Source organism: Shinella sp. CPCC 101442, from assembly GCF_024704725.1.
GTDB lineage: Bacteria > Pseudomonadota > Alphaproteobacteria > Rhizobiales > Rhizobiaceae > Shinella.
In genome coordinates, this window is the sequence record NZ_JALIQS010000005.1 from 195524 (window position 1) to 218832 (window position 23309).

Consider the following 23309-nt stretch of genomic DNA (forward strand, 5'->3'; position numbering starts at 1 on the left):
TGTCTCATGCATCGGAACGGCTGATGCGTCGCCCGGCCTCATCGAAAAGACAAACGCGCTCCACTTGCGGGGCGAGGAAGATAGTCTCATCCGGCTCGACGCTGACACGATCATGAGAAAGGATGACGACGGTCTGGTCGCCAACGGTCGCAGTGATCTGTGTTTCCGATCCTAGCGGCTCGACGACCACGATCTTTGCTGGAAAGCCGACCTCTCCGGTCGACAGCTTTAGATAATCCGGACGGATACCATATACCCCCTTCGTGCTCCCTTGCTTCGAGGTGCCGGCGGGCATGGGGAGGGCGGTGCCGTCATCGAGCCTGAAGATATCGCGTGCGCCCAGCGTGTCGAACCGGCCATTGAGAAGGTTCATCGAAGGCGAGCCAATGAAGCCGGCGACAAACGTGCTTTGCGGGTTGTCGTAAAGATCGAGAGGTCTGCCGATCTGTTCGATATGGCCGCCGTTCATGACGACGATCCGGTCCGCCATTGTCATTGCCTCCACCTGGTCGTGCGTCACATAGACGATGGTGGTCGCCAGCCGGCGATGCAGGCTCTTGATTTCCGCGCGCATGGCGCCGCGCAGCTTGGCGTCGAGATTGGAGAGCGGCTCGTCGAACAGGAAGACCTGCGGATTGCGCACGATCGACCGGCCCATGGCGACGCGCTGGCGCTGGCCGCCCGAGAGCTGGCGCGGATAGCGGTCGAGCAGAGGCGTCAGCCCGAGGATCTGCGCCGCCTCCGCAACCCGCTTCTGCTTTTCGCCAGCCGGCGCGCCGGCAAGCGTCATCGAGAACGCCATGTTCTCCCCGACGGTCATATGCGGATAGAGCGCGTAGTTCTGGAACACCATGGAGATGTCCCGCTGCTTCGGAGGCAGATCGTTGACCACCCGCCCCGCGATGCTGATCGTGCCGCCAGATATGTCTTCCAGGCCGGCGATCATGCGCAGAAGCGTGGACTTGCCGCATCCGGACGGGCCGACGAGCACGACGAACTCCCCGTCGGCGATATCGACAGAGACCTCGTGCAGGACATCGACCGCACCATAGGATTTACGAACCTTTTCAATCGCGACATTTGCCATCAGACAGCCCTGATCCTGAGTTCGTTGGAGGAAAGTGCACCTTCATGCACCAGCAATCCGAAGCCGCCGTCGTTGAAGGCATCGTGCCCTGCGTCGTCGGCCGAAAGCGACACGCCGTCGGCTTCGAAGGTGATGCGGTTACCGCTTGCGCTCACCTTCATCGCTATGTTCTTCTCGAAAGTGGTGTCGAACGTGGTCTCGGCAAGAACCGTGGTGTTCTCGTCGCGGACCTTGACGATCTGCATCCTGCCGTCCCGCGTGACGCGCGCACCGTAGTAGCGGCGCAGGCCCTGGACGCGGATGGCAAGGCCCCCGTAGTTGCCGAGATGAAGCATCACGTCGCCCGCGGCTTGATAGTCGGTCCACTGGCGTGTGCCGTGAATGATGATGCCCTCGCCGACGGCCTGCGAAATGCGGAATGCCGATGGAAAGCGCTTCGAGAAGAAGCTTGTTCCGTTCACCCAGGCCATGCGCCAGAAATCGCCGTCGCCTGCGGGCCGCTTGAGCGTCAGGTCGGGCGCACCCTCCCAGCGGACAAAGTCAACGATCAGCCGGCCATCCGCGCGCCGCCCGGCAGCCGTTACCGCAAGGCCGACCTCGCCGATTGGCTGCCCGTCCACCTCGGGTAAGGTCCATTCAAGCAGGGCCTCTCGACCGGGTTCAATGGTGACCGGAGTGAAGTCGGTATCCTCCAACGTATCGTGTTCGTTGTAGACCCGGATGCGCAGACGCACCTCGATTGCGCCGCGGTTGGCGTCGGGCGCCTTGACGCGGGCCTTGAGTGTCTGGCCGGGATAGACGAGCGGTGTCGCCATCAGATCGTAGGTGCGCATGTCGAGCACTTCCGGCGGCGAGAAGGTCGGGCTCGTCACGGCTGCGACCTGCGTCGGGCCCAACGCCTCGTATTCGATGGTCAGCGCGCGACCGCTTTCGAATTCCACGTTGCCGACGCGCGTAGCGCCGGGAACCGCAAGCCCTGCCTGCGGGCGGAAACCCTGCTGGCTGCCCGGAAGCGAGAAATGGAATTGCGCGCCGTCTTTCGGGGCCGGCAGCGGTTTGCCGCCGGCCAGTTGCTGTCCGAGACTGGCGAGGACATAGGCCTGGCGAACGGCGTCGTTGATGGAGTTGCCGCCGTCAGCGCTAGAGATCAGCATGCGGTCGGCGATCGGACCGCGGAAATCCGGGCCTTCCTCCAGGCTGTCGAGCCCGTTCATGATGCCGAACAGGCAGCCGACATTGCCAGCGTTGCAATCCGTGTCCCAGCCAGATGTGTTGATGATCATCTGCGATTTCTGGAAATCGTGCGGCGCATAGAGCATTGTCATGATCATGATCGCGTGGTTTGGAACGACGTGGCAGTTGCCCGGATACTTGTCGTAGCCGTAGTGGTCCTCGATCTTCTGTCGGGTATCACGCCAGTCGAGGTGGGCCTTGTGCCAGGCGCGTACATCGGCGATCAGCTTGGCGATGAGGCTGTCTGCCGGAATTTGCCTCAGGCCAGTGTCGATCAGGTGATCGATGTCGGAGGAGCCGAAGGCTTCGGCCTCCATCGCCGCCCACAACATTGCGGCATAGACGGATTCGCCGTCATGGCTGACCTTGCCGGCCTGTTCGGCGAGCCTGGCTGCGAGTTCCGGCTGGCGCGGCGCCACCATGGCCCAGCCGTCGATGAAGATCTGTGCTCCGATCTGCTCGGCGACGGCCTGGCCGTTGGTCTCGATCGAACCGGACTGTGGCGCCGGGATGCCCTTCTTGAGGTTCAGCCATGCGGTATGTTCGGTGGAATTGCCGTTGCCGCCCCACCAGAGGATCGAGCGCTCTTCGACTAAGTAATTCAGCCAGGCTTTGCCGATTTCCTCCGCGGAAAGGTCGGGTCTGATGCCGTAGTCTTCCAGTGCGCGGACAAAGGTGAAGGTACCGGCCACATCATCGTCCGTGACGACCAGCGGTTGCTTCAGGCGTTCGTGCACGTAATACTCGATAGGCCCGAGCTCTTCCATGATCTTCTGGTAGGTCCAGCCTTCGAAGGGTCGTCCGAGATAGACGCCGATCAGTTTTCCAAGCACGCCGGCATAGACGCGCTCAAGGTAATCGTTGGGAAGCTGCATTGTTTTACTCCACGTATTCCATGAAAATCGATCAGCCTTTGACCGATCCGCCGGCCATGCCTTCGATGAAGCGCTTCTGCATGAAGACGAACAGGGCGACGACGGGTATGACGATGATGAGGGCAGCGGCCATGATCTCACCCCAGTCGGAGCTGTACTGTCCGGACAGGAGGAAGAAAGCGATGACGGCGGTGACGTTTTCCTGTTTCTGCAGGAAGGTGATGGCGATGAGGAACTCGTTCCAGGAGTTGAGGCCGATGATCAGCGCGACGGTAAGGATGCCTGGAGAGACGATCGGCAGCATCACCCGCCAGAACACCTGCCAATGGGTCGCTCCATCGACGATCGCCGCTTCCTCGAGCTCCTTCGGAACCGCGATGAAATAGGTTCTAAGCAACATGACTGCGAAGGGGCTATAGAGCGCGGTATAGATGAGTGCCACACCGAAGATGTTGTTGATGAGCCCAAGCTTGGCGAAGCCGAAATAAAGCGGGAAAATATAGAGCTGGATGGGCGCAGTGGTCGTGGCCAGCAGATAGAAGGTGAGAATCTTCCAGGATTTGATCTTGCGTCGAGCGATCACATAGGCCGTCAGGGACGACGTCGTGCAGACGAGGACGATGGTCGTGCCCGTGATGATGAACGAATTCAGGAACGTGGTAGAGAACCGCGCATGGTTCCAGGCGTTCGTGAAATTCTCCCAGCGGATCGTTTCCGGAAGGGCGAGTGGATTCTGGACGATCTGCGCGGCGGGTTTCAGCGAGTTGAGCACCAGAAGCGCGATCGGGAACAGGGCGATGAAGGCGAAGAGCGCGAGCAGCGCGTAGGAGACCGTCAGGGTCAGGCGGCTTTCGACCAGTCTCATTGTTCGCCCTCCCGCGTCTGGATGCGGACATAGAAATAGGTGCCGACGAGACCGAAGAAGCTGATGACCAGCGCGGCGGCCGCGGCCTGGCCGACATTCAAATCATAAAAGGCCTTGCGGTAGGCGAGCGTCGACATGAGCTCGCTGGAGAAGGCCGGGCCGCCCTGCGTCATGATGTAGACGAAGTCGAAGGCGAGGAACGACCAGATCACCGTCATGATCATCATCAGCGTGATGGTCGGCCAGATGCCGGGCAGCAGCACATAACGCATCATCTGGAAATAGGTCGCGCCTTCCAGCCGGGCCGCCTCGATCTGCTCCTGCGGAACCTGGCGAAGTGCGGCGAAGAAGATCACGCAGAGAAAACCCCACCAGTGCCACAGGTCGACGGTAGCCACGCCGAACAGCGCCAGATGCGGCTGGGTGAGCGGATTGGGGATCGGCATGCCGTATTTTTGCAGGATGCCGAAAACGCCGGTCACGGGACTGTAGATCATGCCTTGCCAGACACGGGCGGTGATGGCTGTCGCGATGACGACGGGTATGAAATAGACGACCTGGAACAGATTGCTGCCGCGCCGCACGATGAGCAGCATGGAGGCCGCCAGCAGGCCCATCAGGATCGGCACGGTCAGGAAGAGCAGCGTCCAGATGAGATTGTTGCCGAGGGACGTCCAGAACACGCGGTCCGCCGCCAATGCCCGGAAATTGTCGAGGCCCGCGAAGGTCGGCGTCGAGATGCCGTCCCAATTGTAGAAGGCGAGCACGATTGTCAGCAGCGCAGGTATGGCCACGATGACGATGTTGATAATCATCGTGGGAACGATGTAAAGCCGATGCATGGGATCTCCTCCGGGGCAGGGCGGCGCGGAATGCGCCGCCCTCGACGGTCATGTCAGGCGCGAGGGGGAACGGCGGGCACCTTGCCGGCGTCTTTTTCCTGCCTGAAGGTCTCGTCGAGCTTCTTGAGGAAGTCCGTGGTGGAGGTCTTCTTGAGCCAGACTTCTTCCAGGCCGCTGACCAGGTAGGTGTTCGTCGCGGGGGGCAGGAACGTCCAGGTGGTGTAGCCGTAGTTGCCGGCGCCAACGGCGCTCGCCAGTTGCTTCATGCTTTCGGTGTAGAGCGGCAGGACGCTGTCGGCGAGCTTCACCTGTGAAAGGTCCGCCAGCGGCAGGTTCCATTCCCCCTGCCAGACGGAGTTCATTTCGCTGTAGAACCTGTCGGAGAACATGTAGTCGAGCACGGCGGCTGCGCCGTCCGCATTGGCGGATTGCGCGTTCACGGATAGCGTGGAGCCGATGCCCAGCGGGAAGATCGGGTCGCCGGATGCGCTGGGGAAACCGGCAAAGCCTGGCTCCGCATTGTTCTGAGGGAAGTAGGTCGGAACGTTTGTGAAGCTCCAAGTGCCGGTCGGCCCCATGCCCGCCTGTCCGGTCGCCAGCTGGGCAAAGCTTTGTTCCAGCGTCAACGAGAAGTAGTTGTCGCCATAGTAGCCCTTGTCCCACCACTCGGCCAGCTTGTCGACAACGGCGATGAAGGCGGGGTCCGTCCACGGGATCGCGCCGGTCAGCGCCTTGTAGACGTTCTCCGGACCGGCGATCGCGTTCATCGCAATGGAGAAATGCCACTCGTTGGCGGGGCGCCAGTCGGCATTGCCGGCAGCGAAGGGGACGATGCCCTTGCTTTTCATCTCGTCGGCGAGCGCTTCCAGTTCGGCAATGGTCGTCGGCGCCTTCCAGTTGTTCGCGGCAAAAAGGGTCTTGTTGTAGAAGAGCCCGAGCGTCTCGTAGGTCTTGGCGAGCGCGTAGAGCTTGCCGTTGTAGCGGCCGAGATCGAGGAACAGCGGTAGAACGCGTTCGTTCCAGCCTAGTTTCTGGGCGTAGTCGTCGAGGGGCAGAAGCTGGCCGGCCTGCGCCATAGCTGCGACATAGCTCGGGCCCGCCGTGAAGACGACGTCCGGACCGGTGCCGGACAGCATGGCGACGCGCAATTGCTTGTCGAGGTCCGAGCCGCGGACGTCGATGCTAAGAAGCTGATCGGGATGGGCCGCGTTGAACCCTTCGACGAGAAGCTTCTGAAGCGCCTCCTGGTTTTCGGGCGTTGCGGATTCATACCAGAAGCTCACGGGCTTCTGGTCGGCTGCGTAACCGAAACGCGACAGGAGAGGCAGGCTGGCCAGACCAAGTCCGGCTTTAAGAACTGTACGACGTTGCATATTTGGTTCCTCCGATTGTATCAGTGGGCTCTTGTCGAGCCGCGCTCGATGAGTTCGAACGGCATTTCCGTTGCAGTTCCTCGTCCGGTCTTCGTTCCGCGCAGACGCTCCAGCAGGATTTGCGCAGCGCGCTCTCCCATCTGTCGCTGGAATTGCGCCACCGTCGTCAACGATGGCGTGACAAGCCTCGCGGCGGAAATATCGTCGAAGCCGACGACCGCTATTTCATTCGGAATATTGATGTCCCGCTCGCGGAGCGCATGCATGACCCCGATCGCCATGAGATCGTTCGCGGCGAAGATCGCCGTTGGCGCAAAGGTGCTTGCGAGCATTGTCTCGGCCGCACGCGTGCCACCGAGTTCGGAGAACTCCTCGTCAACCACGATATGTTCTTCGTATCCTGCGATCGCGAGCGCAGCGCGATAACCCTCGATGCGATGAGCCTGAGGGCCGCCCCGGCCAGCCACCATTGCGATCCTGCGATGGCCCTGGCCGATCAGATGTTCGGTCACCGCGCGTGCGGCAGCCCGGCTATCGACAAACAGGTCGTCCACCGCGATGTCGCCACCCGCCTTTCTGGATGCTTCGATCCGTACGACCGGAACGCCAGCCTCCACTAGCGGTTCGAAATCCTTGGCGCGAAGCGTGAAGAACACACCAATCACGCCATCGACTCGTCCTTGGCGCGCCCAATCGAGAAAGTGCCGCTCTCGTTCGGGCAGACCATCCGTATTGACGGCGATGACATCATAGCTGACGCCGTCCGTGACCGTCTGAATACCGCGGATGAGCGAGGGATAGAATGGATTGGTGATGTCGGGAACAATGCAGGCGATCGTCATCGACCGGCTTGTCTTGAGTGCTTGCGCAAAACGGTTCGGCACATATCCCAGCTCCTTGGCCGCGTCGGTTATGCGCCTCCAAGTCTCGGCTGGTATGGAGCCACCACCCCCGCTCAACACCATCGAGACGGTCGCCTGCGATACCCCGGCGGCCTTCGCGACGTCTTTTTGTGTTGCTCTTGGTTTCATGTCGGCATATCGCTTATACGTATTAGTGATACGTATCACTAGCTCGATCGAAATATGTAAGTCAAGGGGGAAGATGTGAAGTGATATCCGGCATGCCTTCCCAATGCGGTCGGCCGAATTCTTGGGGAGACCGTTGCGAGGGCGTGACTACAAGCTGGAGCCGCGACAGAGCCGCGCTATGGAGCAGGTGCTCCGAGGGTTAACGCGGTCAGTCACGTTGGCTGATCCGGCTGAGGCGTTCGAACGTACCCACCCGAAAACCTCGATAGGCTTCATCAAGCTCATTGAGTGATCCAGCGACGAACGGACCGCGATGGACCAGCGGTTCGTCGATTGGCGTGCCGGCGTAGAGAACAGCCCGCGCGCCAGTATCTCCCGCCTGCAGAAGGAATTCCGTTTCGGCCGCTTCAGCACAGTCGAACCAAGCTACGTCACCGTCACCAAGCTGTGCGCCGCCGACCTGCAACGACCCTCCTATGACATAGAAGAAGCCTGTCTGTGCCCCCGGCAGGGTTTGAGCGACGCCGGCGCCAGCGTCAAGATGGAAGTCCGCCATGGTTATGGGCACGCGATTGTGCGTCGGCGAAACAAGATCGCCCGTCCGCCCACTATAGAGCCGCACCTCGACGCCCGATTCTCGACGAGTGGGCAACGTGCTCAACGGCACGATCTGCAGGTCTGGCGTCGTCGTCCTTTCCGCAGAGGGCAGGGCGATCCAGATTTGGAGAATACGTGCCCAGCCGTTTGCGCTGAGGTCTTCGCTATGGATGACACCTCGCCCTGAGGTCATCCACTCCACGTCACCTGTCTCAAGCACACCGATTGCCGGATCGTTGAGCGAGCCTTCGAGCATGAGTGTCACCGTTTCGATACCGGCGTGCGGGTGCTCATCCCCCACTGGTTGTCCGGAATGGAAGTCGAGCCGGTCGTCCATCAAGATGACGAACGGGTCGGTGCGGTTGAGCTGCTCTGGCCCGAACACCTGGGCTGCCGTGTGACCTGGTCCAGCGAAGCCTGCAGCAGGAGTTCCAGCCTGCGTGATCCGTGAGATGCTCCGAGGAAGAGGCCGACCCGGCGTTTGGGATGTGGAAGCCGTAGACATGATTTTTCCTATCCTTGTGTGTCGAGGTAGCCCGCTGTCAGCAGGGCACCCAATGAACCCAGTCGGGCCTTTGCTTTGAAACGCATCTCGTCAGGCCGCTGACCAACCTCCATCGGAAGGCAATACTGCGCCGTTGATGTTCTCGGCCTCATCGCTTGCCAACCAGAGAATGTTCGCCGCGAGGCTTTCGGCGGAAGCGGCCGGCGGCACGATGACCGCTGAGAGAGGCATGATCCTCTCTTCGGCGAGCGCAGACGTCGGCCGCGCCTCGATCCCCGTTGCAACAGCACCCGGGGCGATTGCATTCACCCGGATGCCTTTCGGCCCATAGATGAAGGCCGTGTGTTTGGTGAGGCCGATCACAGCATGTTTGGACGTCGTATAGGCGGCCCCAGCGGCCGATCCACGCAGCCCCGCCGCCGACGTGATATTCACGATCGCCCCCTTGCCGGCCGAGATCATGAGCGGGAGAACCGCACGGGTCAGGCGCATCAGCGCCGTGACATTGACATCGAGCACCCTGTCCCAGGTCGCGTCGTCGACCTCGCCGATGGGAAGGAACTTGTGCATGATCCCCGCGACATTGGCGAGTACGTCCACCCGACCGTTGGTCAAGGCCAACGCCGCGTCGACGGTTTCCTGGCTTGCGATGTTCCCGGTCACGGTGACGACCGAGTCGCCCAACTCCGCGGCCAGTGCTTCAAGTCCCGCCGCGTTTACATCGGTGGCAATGACGCGGGCGCCCTCTGCGCTGAATGCGCGCGCCGTCGCCCGCCCGATGCCGCTGCTGGCGCCTGTTACGATGACTGTTCTTCCGGCAAATCTGTTTGGCATGATGTGTTCATTCTTGGATCTGTGTTGATGCCTGGGTTTCGTCGATTGCCGTGCTGTTCAGCGGCGTCACGGGGCGGACTGAATTCCGATGCTTGAAAGCTCCGTGTGCATGCTCGCCTCTCGAATGAGGGCGTGGAGTTCAGCGACGGTGACGTCGGCCCCGAAGGCGGGATTTCCCGGTTGCAGGGCGATACCTGACGCGAGCGAATCCAGGGGAACCGGGTCGAAGCCAAGGGAGTCGACGAGTGCTGCGACCCTGGCGACGTCTGCTTCGTTGTCTCCGGCGACGGCGATCGCCTTGCGGCCCAGGGTGCCAGCGGGTTTCGGCTCGTCCTGAAGGTCGTGGTAGCCCATGTGACCCAAGGCTTTTACGACGCGGGACTCGAACAAGAAGTCCTGAACGATCTCGCTGGTGGAGGTGCGCGGGTCGCTGAGGTCGTCGCGGACTCCGTCCGTCTCCGGCCAATAGTTCATCGCATCGATCACGAGTTTGTCGCGCAACTGATCGTTGGGGAGGCTCCGGTACTTGCCAAGAGGCAACGCCAGGATCACGACGTCCGCGTTGCGGGCGGCATCGGCTGCATTCACGGCGAACGCGCCAGGGGCAAATACGTCGACCGTGATCGCGATCCGTGCGGGGTCATCGGAGGCGGCGATGAGCACGCGGTAGCCGGCCGCGAGTGCGAGGCGGGCAAGGACCAGGCCCACTTTCCCCGCGCCGAGGATTGCGATCGTGCGGATCGGATTGACGGCGTCCAGAGCTTGGCCGGTCGGTGTCGCGGGGCGCGGGATATTCATGATCTCTCCTCCTTGGATGGCTCCTTCGGGTTGCTCGGCGTCAGTCGGCCAGCAGCTCTCGCACGCGTGGGACGACTTCTAGGCCGAACCGTTCGATGCTCTCGACCTTGTCTGCGTGCGGCATCCGGCTCGCGGCGGCGACGAAGTCGAACCGGGTGGCGCCGGCGACCTTCATTCCATGGGCAATGCGCTGTGCGACGGTCTCGGGAGAGCCGACGACGAGGGACCCGGCCCGCACCTCGGCGTCGAACCGCTCGCGCCGGAACGGGGCCCAGCCGCGCTTGGGGGCTTCGGTGTTCATCATCGCCTGCCAAACGGGCCAGAACGTCTCGACCGCCTCGGCGTCGGTGTCGGCGATGTAGCCATGCACATGCAGGCCCACGGGCTGGGGCTCCTGTCTGAACTTCTCCATGCTCCGCCGGTACACATCCACCAGCGGCGCGAAGCGCTCGATCGACCCACCGATCACGCCGAGCATAAGCGGCAGCCCGAACCGGGCGGCGCGGATGGCCGAGTTGGGGCTCCCCCCGACACCCACCCAGACCGGGATCGATCCCTGCGCGACAGGAGGCTCCAGCACCTGATCGACGAGCGGCGGCCGGAACTTGCCCGACCAAGTGACCGGCTGGTCCCGCAGCAGCTTGATGAGCAGGTCGAGCTTCTCCTCGAACAGCTCCTCGTAGTCGGAGAGGTCGTAGCCGAACAACGGGAACGACTCGATCGCCGAACCCCGGCCGACGATGAGCTGCGCGCGACCACCCGAGACGGCGTCCAAGGTCGCGAACTCGGTGTATACCCGCACCGGGTCCTGGGTACTCAGCACAGTCACCGCCGTGCCCAGGCGCAGGGTCGAGGTGCGCCCCGCGATCGCGCCGAGCATCACCGGAGCGGCGGTATCCATCATCCCCGGGCGATAGTGCTCGGCGATCCCAAACGAGTCGAGGCCAGCGCGCTCGGCGACGACGGCCTCTTCGACGACCTCGCGGACGACCTGCCGGCCATCGACCTTCGTTCCGTCCGGGTTGTTGGTCTGGAAGGCGAAGGTTCCGATTCCAAATTCCAGATCGTGTCCATGATCAGCCATGGCGGTCCCTTTCATCGATCTTTGTCGGTGTTTTGAGTTTCGCCGAATGCAGCGGTGTTGCGTCATTCACCGGCATTGCGGATTGCAGGTCAGGCGGCAGCGGCAAGCGCCGGGCGGAACTCCGCGACGATTTCGTCCAGCGCCTTTGCGATGGCGGCTTCACGGTGCTCGGGGCCGAAGGCCAGTTTCTCGGCGCGCACAAAGGTCACGTCGGTGATGCCGATGAAGTTCAGGAGCGTGCGCAGATGCGGCTCCTGCGCATCCATGACGCTCATCGGACCTTCGCTGTAGAGCCCGCCGCGCGTCAGGACCACGACCGCGCGCTTGCCTTTCACCAGCCCCTCGGGACCGGCTTCGGTGTAGCGGAACGTGATGCCGGCACGCAGGATGTAGTCGAACCAGCTTTTGAGCCCCGACGGGATGCCGAAATTGTACATCGGTGCGCCGATCAGCAGGACGTCGGCGTCGTTGACCTCCTCGATCAGCTTGTCCGACAGGGCGCGCGCCTTCTCCTGCACCGGATTGACGGGTGCCGACCTCAGGCCGGTGGCTGCTTCGATATCAAGGTGTGGGATCGGATGGGTACCGAGATCGCGCTCGACGATCCGCGCCGCCGGATTGGCTGCCTGAAAGTTCGACAGAGCACCGTGGACGAGCTTGTTCGAGGCGGAAGCCTCGGCGAGGATGCTGCTGCGGATAGCGAGTACTTTTGTCATGGCCGAAACTCCTTTGGGGGACGATTTGTCCTGCCTAATCTGGCGTTTCTCAAACCGAGCCACTAGAGTGTAAAAATTCGCTGCGATGTTGCGCTTGGAGGAACACCTTGACGACAGGACTGGACGATATGCGCTGCCTCGTGGAGGTCATAGACACGGGTGGACTGAACCGCGCGGCGATCCGGCTCGGCTTGTCGAAGTCCATCGTCAGCCGCCGTATCGCAGCGATCGAAGAGGATCTCGGGGTACAGCTTCTGACCCGCACCACCCGCGGCATCGTGCCGACCGAAGCCGGGCTGGAGTTCCGTCGTCGCTGCGATCGCATCCTGGCCGAGGTGGCGGAGGCGCGTGACGTTGTCTCTGGAAAGGGCGGCGACCTCGGTGGAAGACTGCGCGTGGCCGCTCCACAAGTGCTGGGGCAACGCTACGTCGCGCCGGTGCTGGGGCGGCTGGCGCGGGATTATCCACGGCTGGAGATCGACGTGGCTTTCAGCGATCGTGTCGTGGATATGGTCGGCGAGGGTTTCGACCTGGCCGTCCGTATCGGTGAGCCGCGCGAGGCCAGCCTGATCGGGCGCAAGATCGCGCCCGTCCGGGCGATGCTTGTCGCGTCGCCCGCCTATCTCAATCAGAATGGCCGCCCTTCAACGCTCGCGGAGCTGGGCGGGCATGAGTGCCTTGTCTACTCGGGTGGCGGAGACTGGCAGTTTCGGCAGGGCCGCCGATGGGTCTCCGTGCGTCCTTCGGGACGGCTGCGCACGGACAGCGGCGATACCATCGTGCATTGGGCCGCCACCGGACTGGGCATTGGCAATGTGCCGAGTTTCCTGGTGGATGAAGCTTTGGCGTCAGGCTTGCTGGAGGAGGTGCTGCCCGAATTCGCGCAGCCCGAATACGGCATCTATGCGCTTCGCCCGCCGGGCAGCTATGTCCCCGCCAAGGTGCGAATGCTGATCGATGCCCTGGTTGTCGAGATAGGAAGTTGCTCTCGTCCGAATTGATGTGCGCGGGGTTGCTGCCATCGCGAAGGTTACGCTGATGAACCTGCCCGCATTGTTTCGATAATCGCGTGCAAGCCGGCTGATAGATATTTGCGTGCCGGATAGTACAGGTAAAGCCACTCTTCCGGCATGATCCAATCGTCGAGGCAGCTTATCAGCCGATTGCTCTCGATGAATGGGGTCGGAACAAGGTCTGTTCAAAATCGTACGCTAAGGTCGAACCGATCGTGAACTTTCATCACGAACCCGCATGATGGTCTGCCGGCTGGTCGCGAATTTCCTAGCGATGGCTGAAACGCTCATCCCTACCGCAAGATCTTCGCGGACATCCTGCTTCTGTTTTTCGCTGAGCGTCGAGGGGCGGCCGAGGGCTTTTCCTTCCGACTTGGCTCGCTTGAGGCCGGATTGGGTCCGCTCGATCAGCAAATCCCGCTCGAACTGGGCGACGGCATTGAGCACGTTCATGGCCATGGTGCCTGCCGAGCTGGTCAGATCAGCGCCGCCGAGTGCGAGGCAATAGACCCTCACGCCCATTTCGGCCAGGGTTCTGACCGTGGTGCTGACGTCGGTCGCATCACGGCCGAGGCGGTCGAGTTTGGTCACGATCAGAATGTCGCCGGACTCCAGCTTGTCCATGAGCTGGGAAAAGCCGCGGCGCTGCGCAATGGCGGTGCTGCCGGAAACTGTCTCGGTGACGATCCGGCGCGGCTCGACGTGGAAACCGGCGGCTTCGATTTCCTGGAGTTGGTTCTCGGTGGTTTGCCCAGTCGTGGAGACGCGGACATAGGCAAAGGTGCGGGGCATAAGGCTCAAATTCGTCTGAATAGGCTGTCCAGAATACCCAATCTGTTCGAAATACTGTCAAGATAATTTGTGGACAGGGTGTTTTGCCCTGTACGCAATCGTCCGTTTCCGGACAGAGGATTGGCTACTCGCGTACATTGTAAGGAGTAAAAACGGTGGCCCGGCGAACGCTTCTCAAGGCTCATGATCGTCAGGAGCTTTTCGACATTCCGACCGACGAAGACGGCCTGATCCGCCATTGTTCCCTATCGCCGGCCGATCGGCTGGAAATCGAGCTTCGCGGGCGCAAGCACAACCAGCTCGGCTTTGCGGTGCAGCTCTGCCTGATGCGCTTATCCCGGCCGGACGCTCATGCCGAACGAGATCCCTCCGGGTGCGATGCTCAATTATGTCGCCGAGTAGATCGACGTAGACCCCAGGCTATTTGCGCTCTACGCCCGCAGAGAGGAAACTCGCCGTGATCACACCGCACACCTGCTGCGCTACCTCGAATTAAAAAGTCCAACGGGCAAGGACCGCCGCGCGGCGCTGCTGGCAGCTATCAAGGCAGCTTCGACAACAGATAAGGGGGCGGCGATCGCAAAGGCAATCATTGCCACCTACCGGGAACGCCGGGTTCTGTTGCCAGTGGCGAACATGATCGAACGCATGGGGCTGGCAGCGCGCGCGCTGCTGCCCGCCATCGCGCTGAGAGCGTCCTGATCTCGGATATCGACCCGGAAAAGCTCGAAGCCCTCGACGCCCTGCTGAACGTTGATCCGGCGATCGGACAGACGCGCTTTCATTGGCTGCGTTCTGCTCCCGACGCCCCCGGAGCGGGCAACCTGGTTGGAATGACGGAACGTATCGCATTCCTGCGCTCGCTCGGGATTGATCCTCGTTTGCAGGCCCGCGTCCCCTCTGGACGATGGGACCAGACGGTCCGAGAGGGGGATGCAGCACCGGCCTGGCTTGCCGGAGACTTCGGTGCCAGTCGTCGGCGCGCCACGATCGTGGTGCAGGTCATCAAACTCGGCCAGAAGCTCACCGACGATGCGGTGACCATGTTCATCAAGCTGATGGGCTGGCTGTTCTCCCAGGCGAACAACCGGAAAAAGCAGCGTCACATGAACACCCGCATGGAAACGTCCAGGGCGTTGCGGCTGTTCCTCGACACAATCGTCGCCCTGCAGACTGCCCATGATGCCGATGAAGATGCGATCGAGACGGTAAACCGGCATGTCGGCTGGCACCGGCTGCTGCAGATCAAACCCGGTCTTGAGGCGATGGTGAAGAGCGCCGACGCTTCGCCGCTAATTTTGGTGGCCGAGCAACATGGAAACATCCGCAAGTTCGCGGGGCCTTCCTTCAGGCATTCACGTTCCGCTCGCGCCGCCGGCACGATCCACTGCTTGCGGCGGTCGCGACCCTGAAAATGCTCTATGTGGAAGGACGTCGTATCCTGCCGGATCGTGTGCCGGTCGGCCATCTGGGAGCGACCGAAAGGAAACTGATCTTCGACGATGGCAAGCCGGATCGGCGGCTTTATGAAATCGCCACGTTCGCTCATTTACGGGACCGGCTGCATTCGCGGGATGTGTGGGTCGAGGGCAGCCGGTCGTTCCGGCCGATAGACGAAGATCTCATGCCGAAGCCAACCTTTGTCGTTCTGAAGGGGCAAGATCAGCTCGGCCTCGGTGTCCAGAGCGACGGTGCGGCCTGGCTCGCCGAGGTCCGGGAGATGATGGACGTCAATCTCAAAAGGCTGGCCTGGCGCGCCCGTTTCGGCAAGCTCGATGGCGTCAGGATGGAAAACGGCACGTTGATCGTGACGCCGCATACCAGTGACGTTCCCGCCGCGGCGGAAGCCCTCAATGCCGAAATCACGGAGATGTATTCTCTGGTCGAGGTGCCCGATCTTCTGCGGGAAGTGCATGAATGGACCGGATTTGCCGACCAGTTCACCCATGTCGGGACAGGAGATGCGCCGCTGAACATATCCGCCATGCTGGCCGGCGTGCTTGCCGACGGCACGAATCTCGGCCCGAAACGCATGGCGGGGGCGTCGAAGGGGATCAGCGCCCACCAGATCGGCTGGATGCGCAGCTTCCATGCCCGCTCCGAAACCTATCGGGCCGCACAGGCCTGCGTCACCGACGCCCATACCCGCCATCCGCATTCGCAAATCTGGGGCGACGGAACGACAGCCATCATCCGATGGGCAATTCTTCCGCGCCAGTGACCGGGCCGCCAGCCGCAGCGACATCAACCTGCATTATGGCAGTGAGCCGGGCTCGAAGTTCTACAGCGGGCTTTCCGACCAATACGGCTATTACAGCATCCTGCCGATTAGCCCGACCGAAAGCGAGGCTGTCTATGTGCTCGACGGCCTGTTCGACCACGCCACGATTCTGGAGATCGAGGAGCTGTTTACCGATACCGGCGGCGCCAGCGATCATGTTTTTGCGCTGTTCTGCCTAATCGGCAAGCGCTTTGCACCCCGACTTCGCGATATCAAGGACCGGAAACTGCACACCTTCGAGAAGGCCGATAGCTATCCGGCGCTGGCAAATCATATCGGCGTGCCGATCAACACTGCCCTCATCATGGAACATTGGGACGAACTCCTGCGCCTTGCCGCGTCGATCACGACGCGCACCGTCGCGCCGTCGGCGATCCTCAAGAAGTTCTCCGCGTCGTCGAAATCCAGCGATCTGGCCAAAGCGTTACGCGAGCTCGGCCGCATCGAGCGCACCCTGTTCATGATCGAGTGGTATTCCAGCCCGGCGCTACGCCGGCGTTGCCAGGCCGGGCTCAACAAGGGCGAGGCCGCTCACAAGCTCAAACGCGCCGTCTTTTTCCACGAGCGCGGCGAGATCCGTGATCGCTCCTTTGACAGTCAGGCCTTCCGAGCTTCAGGCCTCAACCTGGCGGTCAGCACCATCGTCCATTGGAACACCGTCTATCTCAGCCGGGCAAGGACCCATCTGCGACAGCAGGGCCGGAATACTCCCGACGCGTTGCTGAAACACGTCTCCCCGCTCAGTTGGGACAATTATTTCCCGGCATCCGCACGTCAACCCTGCCGATGCGGGTTACTGAGGCGTTTGCCCAGATATATCTATTGTAGCGAGGTTAGAAAGTTGATTGCCGCCAACTTATTATCCTCATAGGTCTTAGCTTCAGCTTATTCCCTCGTAACGCGCAATGCGACTCCCGGCAGCGCTTCAATATCCAGACGTTCCCGCAAGGTTACGAGCGTCATCAATTCCCATGACAGAAATCCATCGAATTTCGCGATGTTCGGCTTCGAAATGCCCTCCATCAGCGCTTCCGTCGATGGAAGGTCACCCTGGGCGAACGCCTTCAGATAGCAATCGACACCGTCGACATTGCACTCCTGCAGTTCAATCACGAATGCAAACGGTGCTGTCTTGAACTCCCGGCTCAGAAAGGCCAGAGCGAGCGTATTAAGCTTTTTGGTCCCCACCCACGGGAAAACGATGACCCCATCGCCGTACGGGATGACGGATTGCTTCTCAAGCTGGAGTTTGCGAAAGGTCTCGCGCGCACCCACTAGCAGTTCTCCGGCCACGCGGTCGATGTAAGGATACTCTTCGTCCGAGGAGAGGACCTGGCGCATCTTTTCGGCGATGTGATCATGGATATTACCGCCGTTCCCACTAAATCTTGGGGGCTTTCCGCCACGGTTTGGCCGAACGGAAATCACGCGCGTGGCATCGTCGACAGAGAGTACCAGCCACCGACGTCCTGCGAAGATCAACGTCTCACCGTTCTTGATTGCGGAATCCAGGGGATAGTTTCCGAGGATCCGCGCTTCATGCATGACCCTATATTCGCGCTCGGTTGCGAAGACCGGATAGAATTCATGGGATTCAGTGATTTTCTCGCCGTTCCCCCCGATCATCAAAAGTCCGTCAGGAGACTGCTCGATAAGCTGGTTTTCTGGCGACGCCATGCATCTAAGCAAGTCGGCAAAGAGCCCCTTGCCGACCGATCTAAATGGTCCGCGTTCGCATAGAATGCGATAGGCAATATGTGGCCGGATACCGGTTTTCTGCAAGATCAGCGCGAGGATCTGATGGAGGAGAGTGGATAGATGGAAACCCGAAGGTTCAGGCGGTTCGCACCAGCCCTCCTTGAGGCACTCGATCATAGCAATTGATTGTATGAGGCCGAGGTTGAGGCGATCCACGGGATGTTGGCCGCGTCCGGGCTCTCTTTCGATGACAAAGAGTCTCATGATCGCCGGGTTGCCCGCGCGCCGACCAGACCTGCCAAGACGCTGTCGAAGGGATGACACCGTAAAGCCCGGGCCGATCTGCGCGACGCTTTCCACGTCGCCAATGTCGATGCCCAGTTCAAGCGTGGTGGTCGCGACGGCGGTTGTCGGTCTCGGATCGTCTCTCAGCCGAATTTCCAGGTCCTCGCGCTCCGAGCGCGACAGACTGCCATGATGCGGGAAGAATTCATTCGGAAGATTGCTTTCTTCGCACATGGTGCGCAGCCGATCGGCGTATAGTTCGACCCGCTGCCTGGAGCCAGCAAACAGGAGGTTTCTGCTTCCCCGAAGAAACCTGGAGAGGTCGTACGCGACGCGGGGTGGGATGCCATGGCTTTCGGTTTCTCCCGGTTCCGTTTCTTGTCCTTCTCCGTCTACATCCGGCGATGGCTCGTCCTCGATATAGCCCCTTATCTGGAGCTTTAAGCCGTTGCCTTCATCATTTCCATGCACGAGCGTGACGGATGCGCCCTCACCCGGCCGCATGGCTTCTGCGGCAAGCCCCATGTCGCCCAATGTTGCCGATAGACCAACCCGGTCGATGCGTTCCCGCCCACATTCGATCTCGATCCGGTTCAGGATCGATTGGAGCTGCATACCTCGCTCCGTTCCGATGAAGGCGTGGAGTTCGTCGATGACGACCGCCTCCAGCGCGGAAAACAGAAAGCGGATTTCACGCCCCCGCCGGACAAGGAGTGCCTCGAGGGATTCCGGTGTGATCAGCACAATTCCGCTTGGACTTTTACGTGCCCGTGCCTTGGCATCGGCCGACACGTCACCGTGCCATTTGTGCAGCCCAACATCGCAGGCGTCGCAAAGACTCTCGAGGCGGCGGTGCTGGTCGTTGAGAAGCGCCTTTAATGGGCTGACGTAGAGAATAGCAAAGCCGTCACGGTTCTGTTTTGCAAGGACGCGGGTTAGGAGGGGGAGGATCGCGGCCTCGGTCTTTCCCGCTGCCGTGCGAGCGGAAATGACCACGTCTCCACCAGAGAGGACGGCCGGGATGGCCTTTTCCTGAACGTCCCGAAGTCTCTGCCATTTCTTCTGCCATATCCAGCGCTGGATGGGCTGGGCGAGACGGTCAAATCCGGAAGGTTGCAAGTTCGTCGTCCGGATTGTCGGCTTCGGAGATAACGTCGTGGTCTTGGGGCCCTTGCTGGTCTTCCGCGACGTTCACCTGCTTCAGGAAATCCTGCCAACCGACGCCCGGGTTCTGCTCCAGGACCGCCAGGAGATCGACGAAAGCCTTGACGGTGTTTCTCGGTGTTCTGAAATAGGAGTCGCCGATCGTGTTCGAGCAATGGTCCATGAACGCGACAAGAGCCTCGTCGGGGACCAGGTGCCTTTCGGCTTCGCCAGCCGCAAACACATCCCGCAACCGTTCGAGGAGGTGGTAAAGCTCTTCAGGCGTCAGGCTTGGGAGATTTAGGACCGGCCCAGAGTAGTCCGCTATACCGTTCACGGCGAACGTATTCTCGGCAAGTCGGCTTTGAAGCGCCTGATAGGAGTAAAGACCACGCCGCGTATCGAGCAGGAATTCGGGAGTGCCGCCCATGATGAAACCGATGCCTTCGGTCGTGCCTTGGAGAACATCGTTCAGGATGCGCAGGATTTGCTCGTAGTTCTGGTTGCGCGCTTGAGAGCTCTGGAGTTTGTATAGGTTCACGAGTTCATCGAGACAGACGAGAAGTCCGCCAAACCCTGCGATCCTGACAAAACGCGCAAGCAATCTTAGGCCATCGTAGAACGAAGTGTCGTCGATGATCGTTCGAACGCCGAGGTCCTGGCGAGCCTCCGTTTTCGTCGTATACTCTCCCCGCAACCAGCGAAGTGCCGCGTCCTGCAGGGTGCCGTTCCCTTCTTCGTATCCCCGGGCATATGCCGCAATCACGGTCGCAAAGTCGTAACCGCCGACCATCTCGCGTATGTCGCCAAGGCCGTCCCGTATAGCGTTTTCCACGGAGACGCCTCTAGCGGCCGCGCGCTCTGTAGCCTTCTGAATGTAGCTCTCGAGGATGTTTCTGAGCGCCCCGCCATCCGGGGCCGTTCGCGTCGAGAGACTTCGGACGAGTTCGGCGTAGAGCGTCCTTGCTTGGCCGTTTGAGGCGTGGATACGACGGTCGGGAGAAAGATCAGCCTGGCAGACAGCGAGCTTACTCTGGAGAGCGATCTGCCGCACGAGAAAGAGGAAGAACGTTTTCCCCGCGCCGTAAGCGCCAATTACAAACCGAATGCTCGCCCCACCATCGCCCACTCGACGGATATCGCTGATCATGGCTTCGATCTCGCGCTGCCGCCCGACTTGGATGTGTTGAAGGCCCAATCGCGGCACAACACCTGCCCGCAGGGCGCTAATAATGGTGTCTCGGTCACGCGGTCGGATGACGGGTGGCTTCGTCGTCATGCTGATATGCCTTCCATTGTGGCGTTGGATATCGCCGCTTCGGGCGAGGGGAGTAGATGCAGATTTATCTCGACAGGATCGTCGCCTTCGATGAGCAACTCGTCAAAACGATCCATTGCCCAGTCGTTGACGGCCTCACGAGCAGCACCCGGCATCAGGCCTGCATCACGCGCAAGATGTTCGAAATCCGCGGCCGACCACGATGAACGCAGGCGTAGCTCGTTCAAAAGAGCGCCATATCGTTGTTCCAGGCCTTCGAAGCTTTCCCCTTCGGAGAGCGCGGCCTCTATGTCTACGGCGACGGGTTCAAATGTCGTGGGGTCATCATCGGCGAATATGTCAGCAAGCACATTCGCGGTCACACTCGTTTCGGACCGGATGCTCTGAAGCCTGGAGAGATCGATCCGGGTCGTAAGTTTGTCGCTGGGCGAACCATCCTGGGTCGTCGCCGATGTCCTGTCTGCCGTAGCGGTCGGGGAATTCGGCCCGGCATGAAGCCGATCGTAAAGCACCTGATTTCCAAGTCCCATTCGCTTGAAAATGAGTTCCAGCTTTCGAACCTCTGCTGCGTGAAGGTTGCCGTCAGCGGATGCAACGCAAATAAGCTCGTCGGCCACGGACATTTTGCTGTCGGGGCTGACGTCTTTCAGGCGCTTCATCCAATCTTCAAGACGGTCCGGATAAACTTCGTTCACCCGCACTTCGGCTCGCAGGCGGTTGCGTTCGTCGCTCGTCAGCGACGGCTCACGCTCGATGCGTTGAATGAGTGCGTCCCTCTCGCGTTCATCGAAATGGCCGTCAGCATGCCCGATAATAAGGCCAAGCATTACGGCAAGTTGCACATGACGAAATCGGTCGGGGGGTTCGGCTGTTGCCTCGGCGTCAATAGGGAACACCAAGGCCGGGTCGTTCCAGCCAAGCGTCTTTGTTGCGAACCCAGGGTCGAACGTTACGCCAAACCCGAAAGCTGCAAGGAGTTGAGAGACTTCTCTTAGTTTCGGCTTGGTTGGAGGAGTCCCGATATCCGCGCCTGCAATTCGGGCAACATCTTCCACGGTTATTATCGCCGCATCACGTGACAGGATTGCGAACTGATCAAGGGGATTACCTTCGAGAAGGCCAGCTTGCTGCATGCGCAGCGGTTTCGGCAGTTTCGATACCGCCATGAGGTTTGGTGTCAGACCCGGCAGCCTGCCGAGCGTGCGGCTGTAATCGTCCAGGGCGTCCGAGCAGGCGTCGAAGATTCGTCGAGCGACCCCAATTGGCTGGGAGTGGTGAGCGATGTCCGGAATGTTGCCACCCAAGACGTCGATATCGACTTCGAACGATCCGCTGCATGCCTTGTAATGCTTCTGAAGAGGCTTTGCGCGAGCCGCCTTATAGCAAAAGCCTGAAGGGTATTCGGCCAGCATCTGCTGCGCGAAAAGTTGTCGCATGAGTTCCGGCGCGCGCCTTGCAGGTGTTCTGGCGCGTGTCTCGGGATGCGTCACGGCAAACCGATAAAGCAGATCGGGCTCCATCGCACGGCCATCCCGAACTCGGACACCGAGCGCAATCTTGATCGCAGTTGGCACCTCGTACCCGTTCGGCTCCACGCGAGCGAGGAATTGAGCAGATGGCTCCCCGCTCTTCAACTCGACCGCAGTCAGGAGTTCGGTTGCGTAACGATTGAATGAGTGGTTGCTGCCATAAACGTCAAGGAGACGTTTGACCTCGGCTGCGACGACTGCCGCATCGGAAGTGCTCCTTTCCAGCACCAATCGGCGTTCAAGACCATAAAAGTAGAGGAAGACGTAACCGATATACGCGCTTGGATCGGAGCGGTCTCCGGCAAGCCAGTCTAGATAGCTTCGGCGAGCCTCAGGCGTGATCGAGGAATACGACGGCCAATAGCCCATCGTACGCCCCTCCCGATCTCCCCATTGCGCGACCCGCAAGTCCGGATTGATCAGACAGTTTTCCGCCTCATGGCGACGGCCTTGCTTGTCAAGGGATTTCCCAACGTAGATCAGGCCTTTCGATATCTTGACGCCTGCAACAATGACCTCAGAACCTTGCTCCCTCCATCCACTGGACGACACACAGGTGGCAGGAGGGTCTGCTCGTGTATCGAAATGCTGCCGTTGAGCTTCGTCATACCTTTTTCTTGAAGCTTCAGCGTTGTCGATTACCCACTGCTTTACGGACGCGGCGTGCGCAGTGAGAGTTGTCGCGTTGGTGGCGCTCGCCGTCGGCCGTTCCTCGATCGGGCTTGGGATGTCATTATTCGGGGTAAATACTGGAGGTGGGCGCTTCGCGGCGTCGTCCTGCTCAAAGCGGATTGCTGTAATCGGTTTTGCGGGCGAGGGGGTTTGCTCAGGCCGCTTCGGTAGTGGGGTGCCGCCCGAACGGCCAATAGGTTCTCTCGATACTTGGCTCGCGCTTCGAGAACTATCGCGAGTGTTCTCCGTTGCTGCCAAATCCAGTTGCGGGGGCGACCACTCAGCTTTTGCTTTGGCCTTCTTTCGATGACGCGCGAAAATGAATACTCCGAGTATGAGCGCGGCTATCACATAGATGCCTCTCACTTCGCTGTCGTTGGCTGAGGGCGGGGAGCTGTCATTCGTTCCCACGTCTAACGCAGGTGTGAGTGTCACCGCCTCAGGCTTGATGTGGGTTTCGACCGGATCCTGGGTTCTCTCCTTAGATTCTATAGTTTCCGAAGAAACACGGTTGGTCTTTTGGTCGGTTGTCGTCTCGGCGACAGGTATTGACCTCGCTTCAGGAATGGTTTGCTCACCTACCGGGTCGGTAGTGGGCTTGCTTTTACTGCTCTCCAGACCAGGGTACTCTGGAAAGAGTGCGGAGGTCGTGTCGTCGTCGATTTTGCCGGTCACGACCAAGCCATGACTTTTCTGAAAGTCCCTAAGAGCCTTGGCGGATTTTTTTCCCCACAGGCCGTCAGCCGCTCCCGGGTTGAAACCTCTATTGATCAAGGC

16 protein-coding genes and 1 pseudogene are annotated in these 23309 nt (G+C 60.6%); 2 read left to right on the plus strand and 15 right to left on the minus strand.

From position 1 onward, the window contains the following. Positions 1-4: 4 nt before the first annotated feature. The 11 genes from MUO32_RS20010 to MUO32_RS20060 all read right to left on the minus strand — a co-directional run bounded on the left by MUO32_RS20010 (position 5) and on the right by MUO32_RS20060 (position 11840). Positions 5-1087, minus strand: coding sequence for an ABC transporter ATP-binding protein (locus tag MUO32_RS20010; RefSeq protein ID WP_257950145.1), 1083 nt, complete (start codon positions 1085-1087; stop codon positions 5-7). After that, a complete protein-coding gene (locus MUO32_RS20015) occupies positions 1087-3195 on the minus strand; it encodes an ADP-ribosylglycohydrolase family protein (RefSeq protein WP_257950146.1) in 2109 nt (702 codons plus the stop codon). Before MUO32_RS20015 ends, MUO32_RS20010 begins: the two co-directional genes overlap by 1 nt. 31 nt (positions 3196-3226) lie before the next feature. Then, positions 3227-4060 carry a carbohydrate ABC transporter permease gene (locus MUO32_RS20020; protein WP_257950147.1) on the minus strand — a complete coding sequence of 278 codons (834 nt, stop codon included), beginning with the start codon at positions 4058-4060 and terminating at the stop codon, positions 3227-3229. Continuing rightward, positions 4057-4902 carry a carbohydrate ABC transporter permease gene (locus tag MUO32_RS20025; protein WP_257950148.1) on the minus strand — a complete coding sequence of 282 codons (846 nt, stop codon included), beginning with the start codon at positions 4900-4902 and terminating at the stop codon, positions 4057-4059. The genes MUO32_RS20020 and MUO32_RS20025 overlap by 4 nt, the downstream gene beginning before the upstream one ends. A 53-nt stretch (positions 4903-4955) precedes the next feature. After that, entirely contained in the window at positions 4956-6275 is a 1320-nt protein-coding gene (locus tag MUO32_RS20030; RefSeq protein WP_257950149.1) for an ABC transporter substrate-binding protein, read from the minus strand. Between the two features lie 20 nt (positions 6276-6295). Further along, the gene (locus MUO32_RS20035; protein ID WP_257950150.1) at positions 6296-7306 is read right to left on the minus strand and encodes a LacI family DNA-binding transcriptional regulator; all 1011 of its coding nucleotides are present in this window, start codon (positions 7304-7306) and stop codon (positions 6296-6298) included. A gap of 208 nt (positions 7307-7514) precedes the next feature. Continuing rightward, positions 7515-8408, minus strand: coding sequence for a pirin family protein (locus MUO32_RS20040; RefSeq protein WP_257950151.1), 894 nt, complete (start codon positions 8406-8408; stop codon positions 7515-7517). A gap of 90 nt (positions 8409-8498) precedes the next feature. Further along, positions 8499-9242, minus strand: a complete 744-nt coding sequence (locus tag MUO32_RS20045) for an SDR family NAD(P)-dependent oxidoreductase (RefSeq protein WP_257950152.1) — start codon at positions 9240-9242, stop codon at positions 8499-8501. 66 nt (positions 9243-9308) lie between these two features. Beyond that, positions 9309-10040 (minus strand): NADPH-dependent F420 reductase, encoded by a 732-nt coding sequence (locus MUO32_RS20050; RefSeq protein ID WP_257950153.1) that lies wholly within the window; start codon positions 10038-10040, stop codon positions 9309-9311. A gap of 40 nt (positions 10041-10080) precedes the next feature. Further along, positions 10081-11124, minus strand: coding sequence for an LLM class flavin-dependent oxidoreductase (locus MUO32_RS20055; RefSeq protein WP_257950154.1), 1044 nt, complete (start codon positions 11122-11124; stop codon positions 10081-10083). Positions 11125-11213: 89 nt separating this feature from the next. Further along, complete coding sequence (locus tag MUO32_RS20060; RefSeq protein WP_257950155.1) at positions 11214-11840, minus strand: FMN-dependent NADH-azoreductase; 627 nt, start codon at positions 11838-11840, stop codon at positions 11214-11216. A gap of 107 nt (positions 11841-11947) precedes the next feature. On the opposite strand from MUO32_RS20060, the gene MUO32_RS20065 reads away from it, so the two are divergent. Beyond that, complete coding sequence (locus tag MUO32_RS20065) at positions 11948-12841, plus strand: LysR family transcriptional regulator (RefSeq protein ID WP_257950156.1); 894 nt, start codon at positions 11948-11950, stop codon at positions 12839-12841. Positions 12842-13051: 210 nt separating this feature from the next. On the opposite strand, the gene MUO32_RS20070 is transcribed toward MUO32_RS20065, so the two are convergent. Next, a complete protein-coding gene (locus tag MUO32_RS20070; RefSeq protein ID WP_257950157.1) occupies positions 13052-13645 on the minus strand; it encodes a recombinase family protein in 594 nt (197 codons plus the stop codon). 155 nt (positions 13646-13800) lie between these two features. Between MUO32_RS20070 and MUO32_RS20075 the strand changes: the two are divergent. Then, positions 13801-16680: pseudogene (locus MUO32_RS20075) on the plus strand (Tn3 family transposase); the annotation flags it as partial. A 131-nt stretch (positions 16681-16811) separates the two neighbouring features. On the opposite strand, the gene MUO32_RS20080 reads toward MUO32_RS20075, so the two are convergent. From MUO32_RS20080 to MUO32_RS20090, 3 genes are read right to left on the minus strand one after another with little or no spacing between them, the layout of a single operon-like run. Further along, the gene (locus MUO32_RS20080) at positions 16812-19028 is read right to left on the minus strand and encodes a DEAD/DEAH box helicase (RefSeq protein WP_257950158.1); all 2217 of its coding nucleotides are present in this window, start codon (positions 19026-19028) and stop codon (positions 16812-16814) included. After that, on the minus strand, positions 19009-20331 hold the full coding sequence (locus tag MUO32_RS20085; RefSeq protein ID WP_257950159.1) for an ATP-binding protein: 1323 nt from the start codon (positions 20329-20331) through the stop codon (positions 19009-19011). Before MUO32_RS20085 ends, MUO32_RS20080 begins: the two co-directional genes overlap by 20 nt. Beyond that, positions 20328-23306: a TerB N-terminal domain-containing protein gene (locus MUO32_RS20090; RefSeq protein ID WP_257950160.1), complete on the minus strand. Its 2979-nt coding sequence runs from the start codon at positions 23304-23306 to the stop codon at positions 20328-20330. The genes MUO32_RS20085 and MUO32_RS20090 overlap by 4 nt, the downstream gene beginning before the upstream one ends. Positions 23307-23309: the final 3 nt, after the last annotated feature.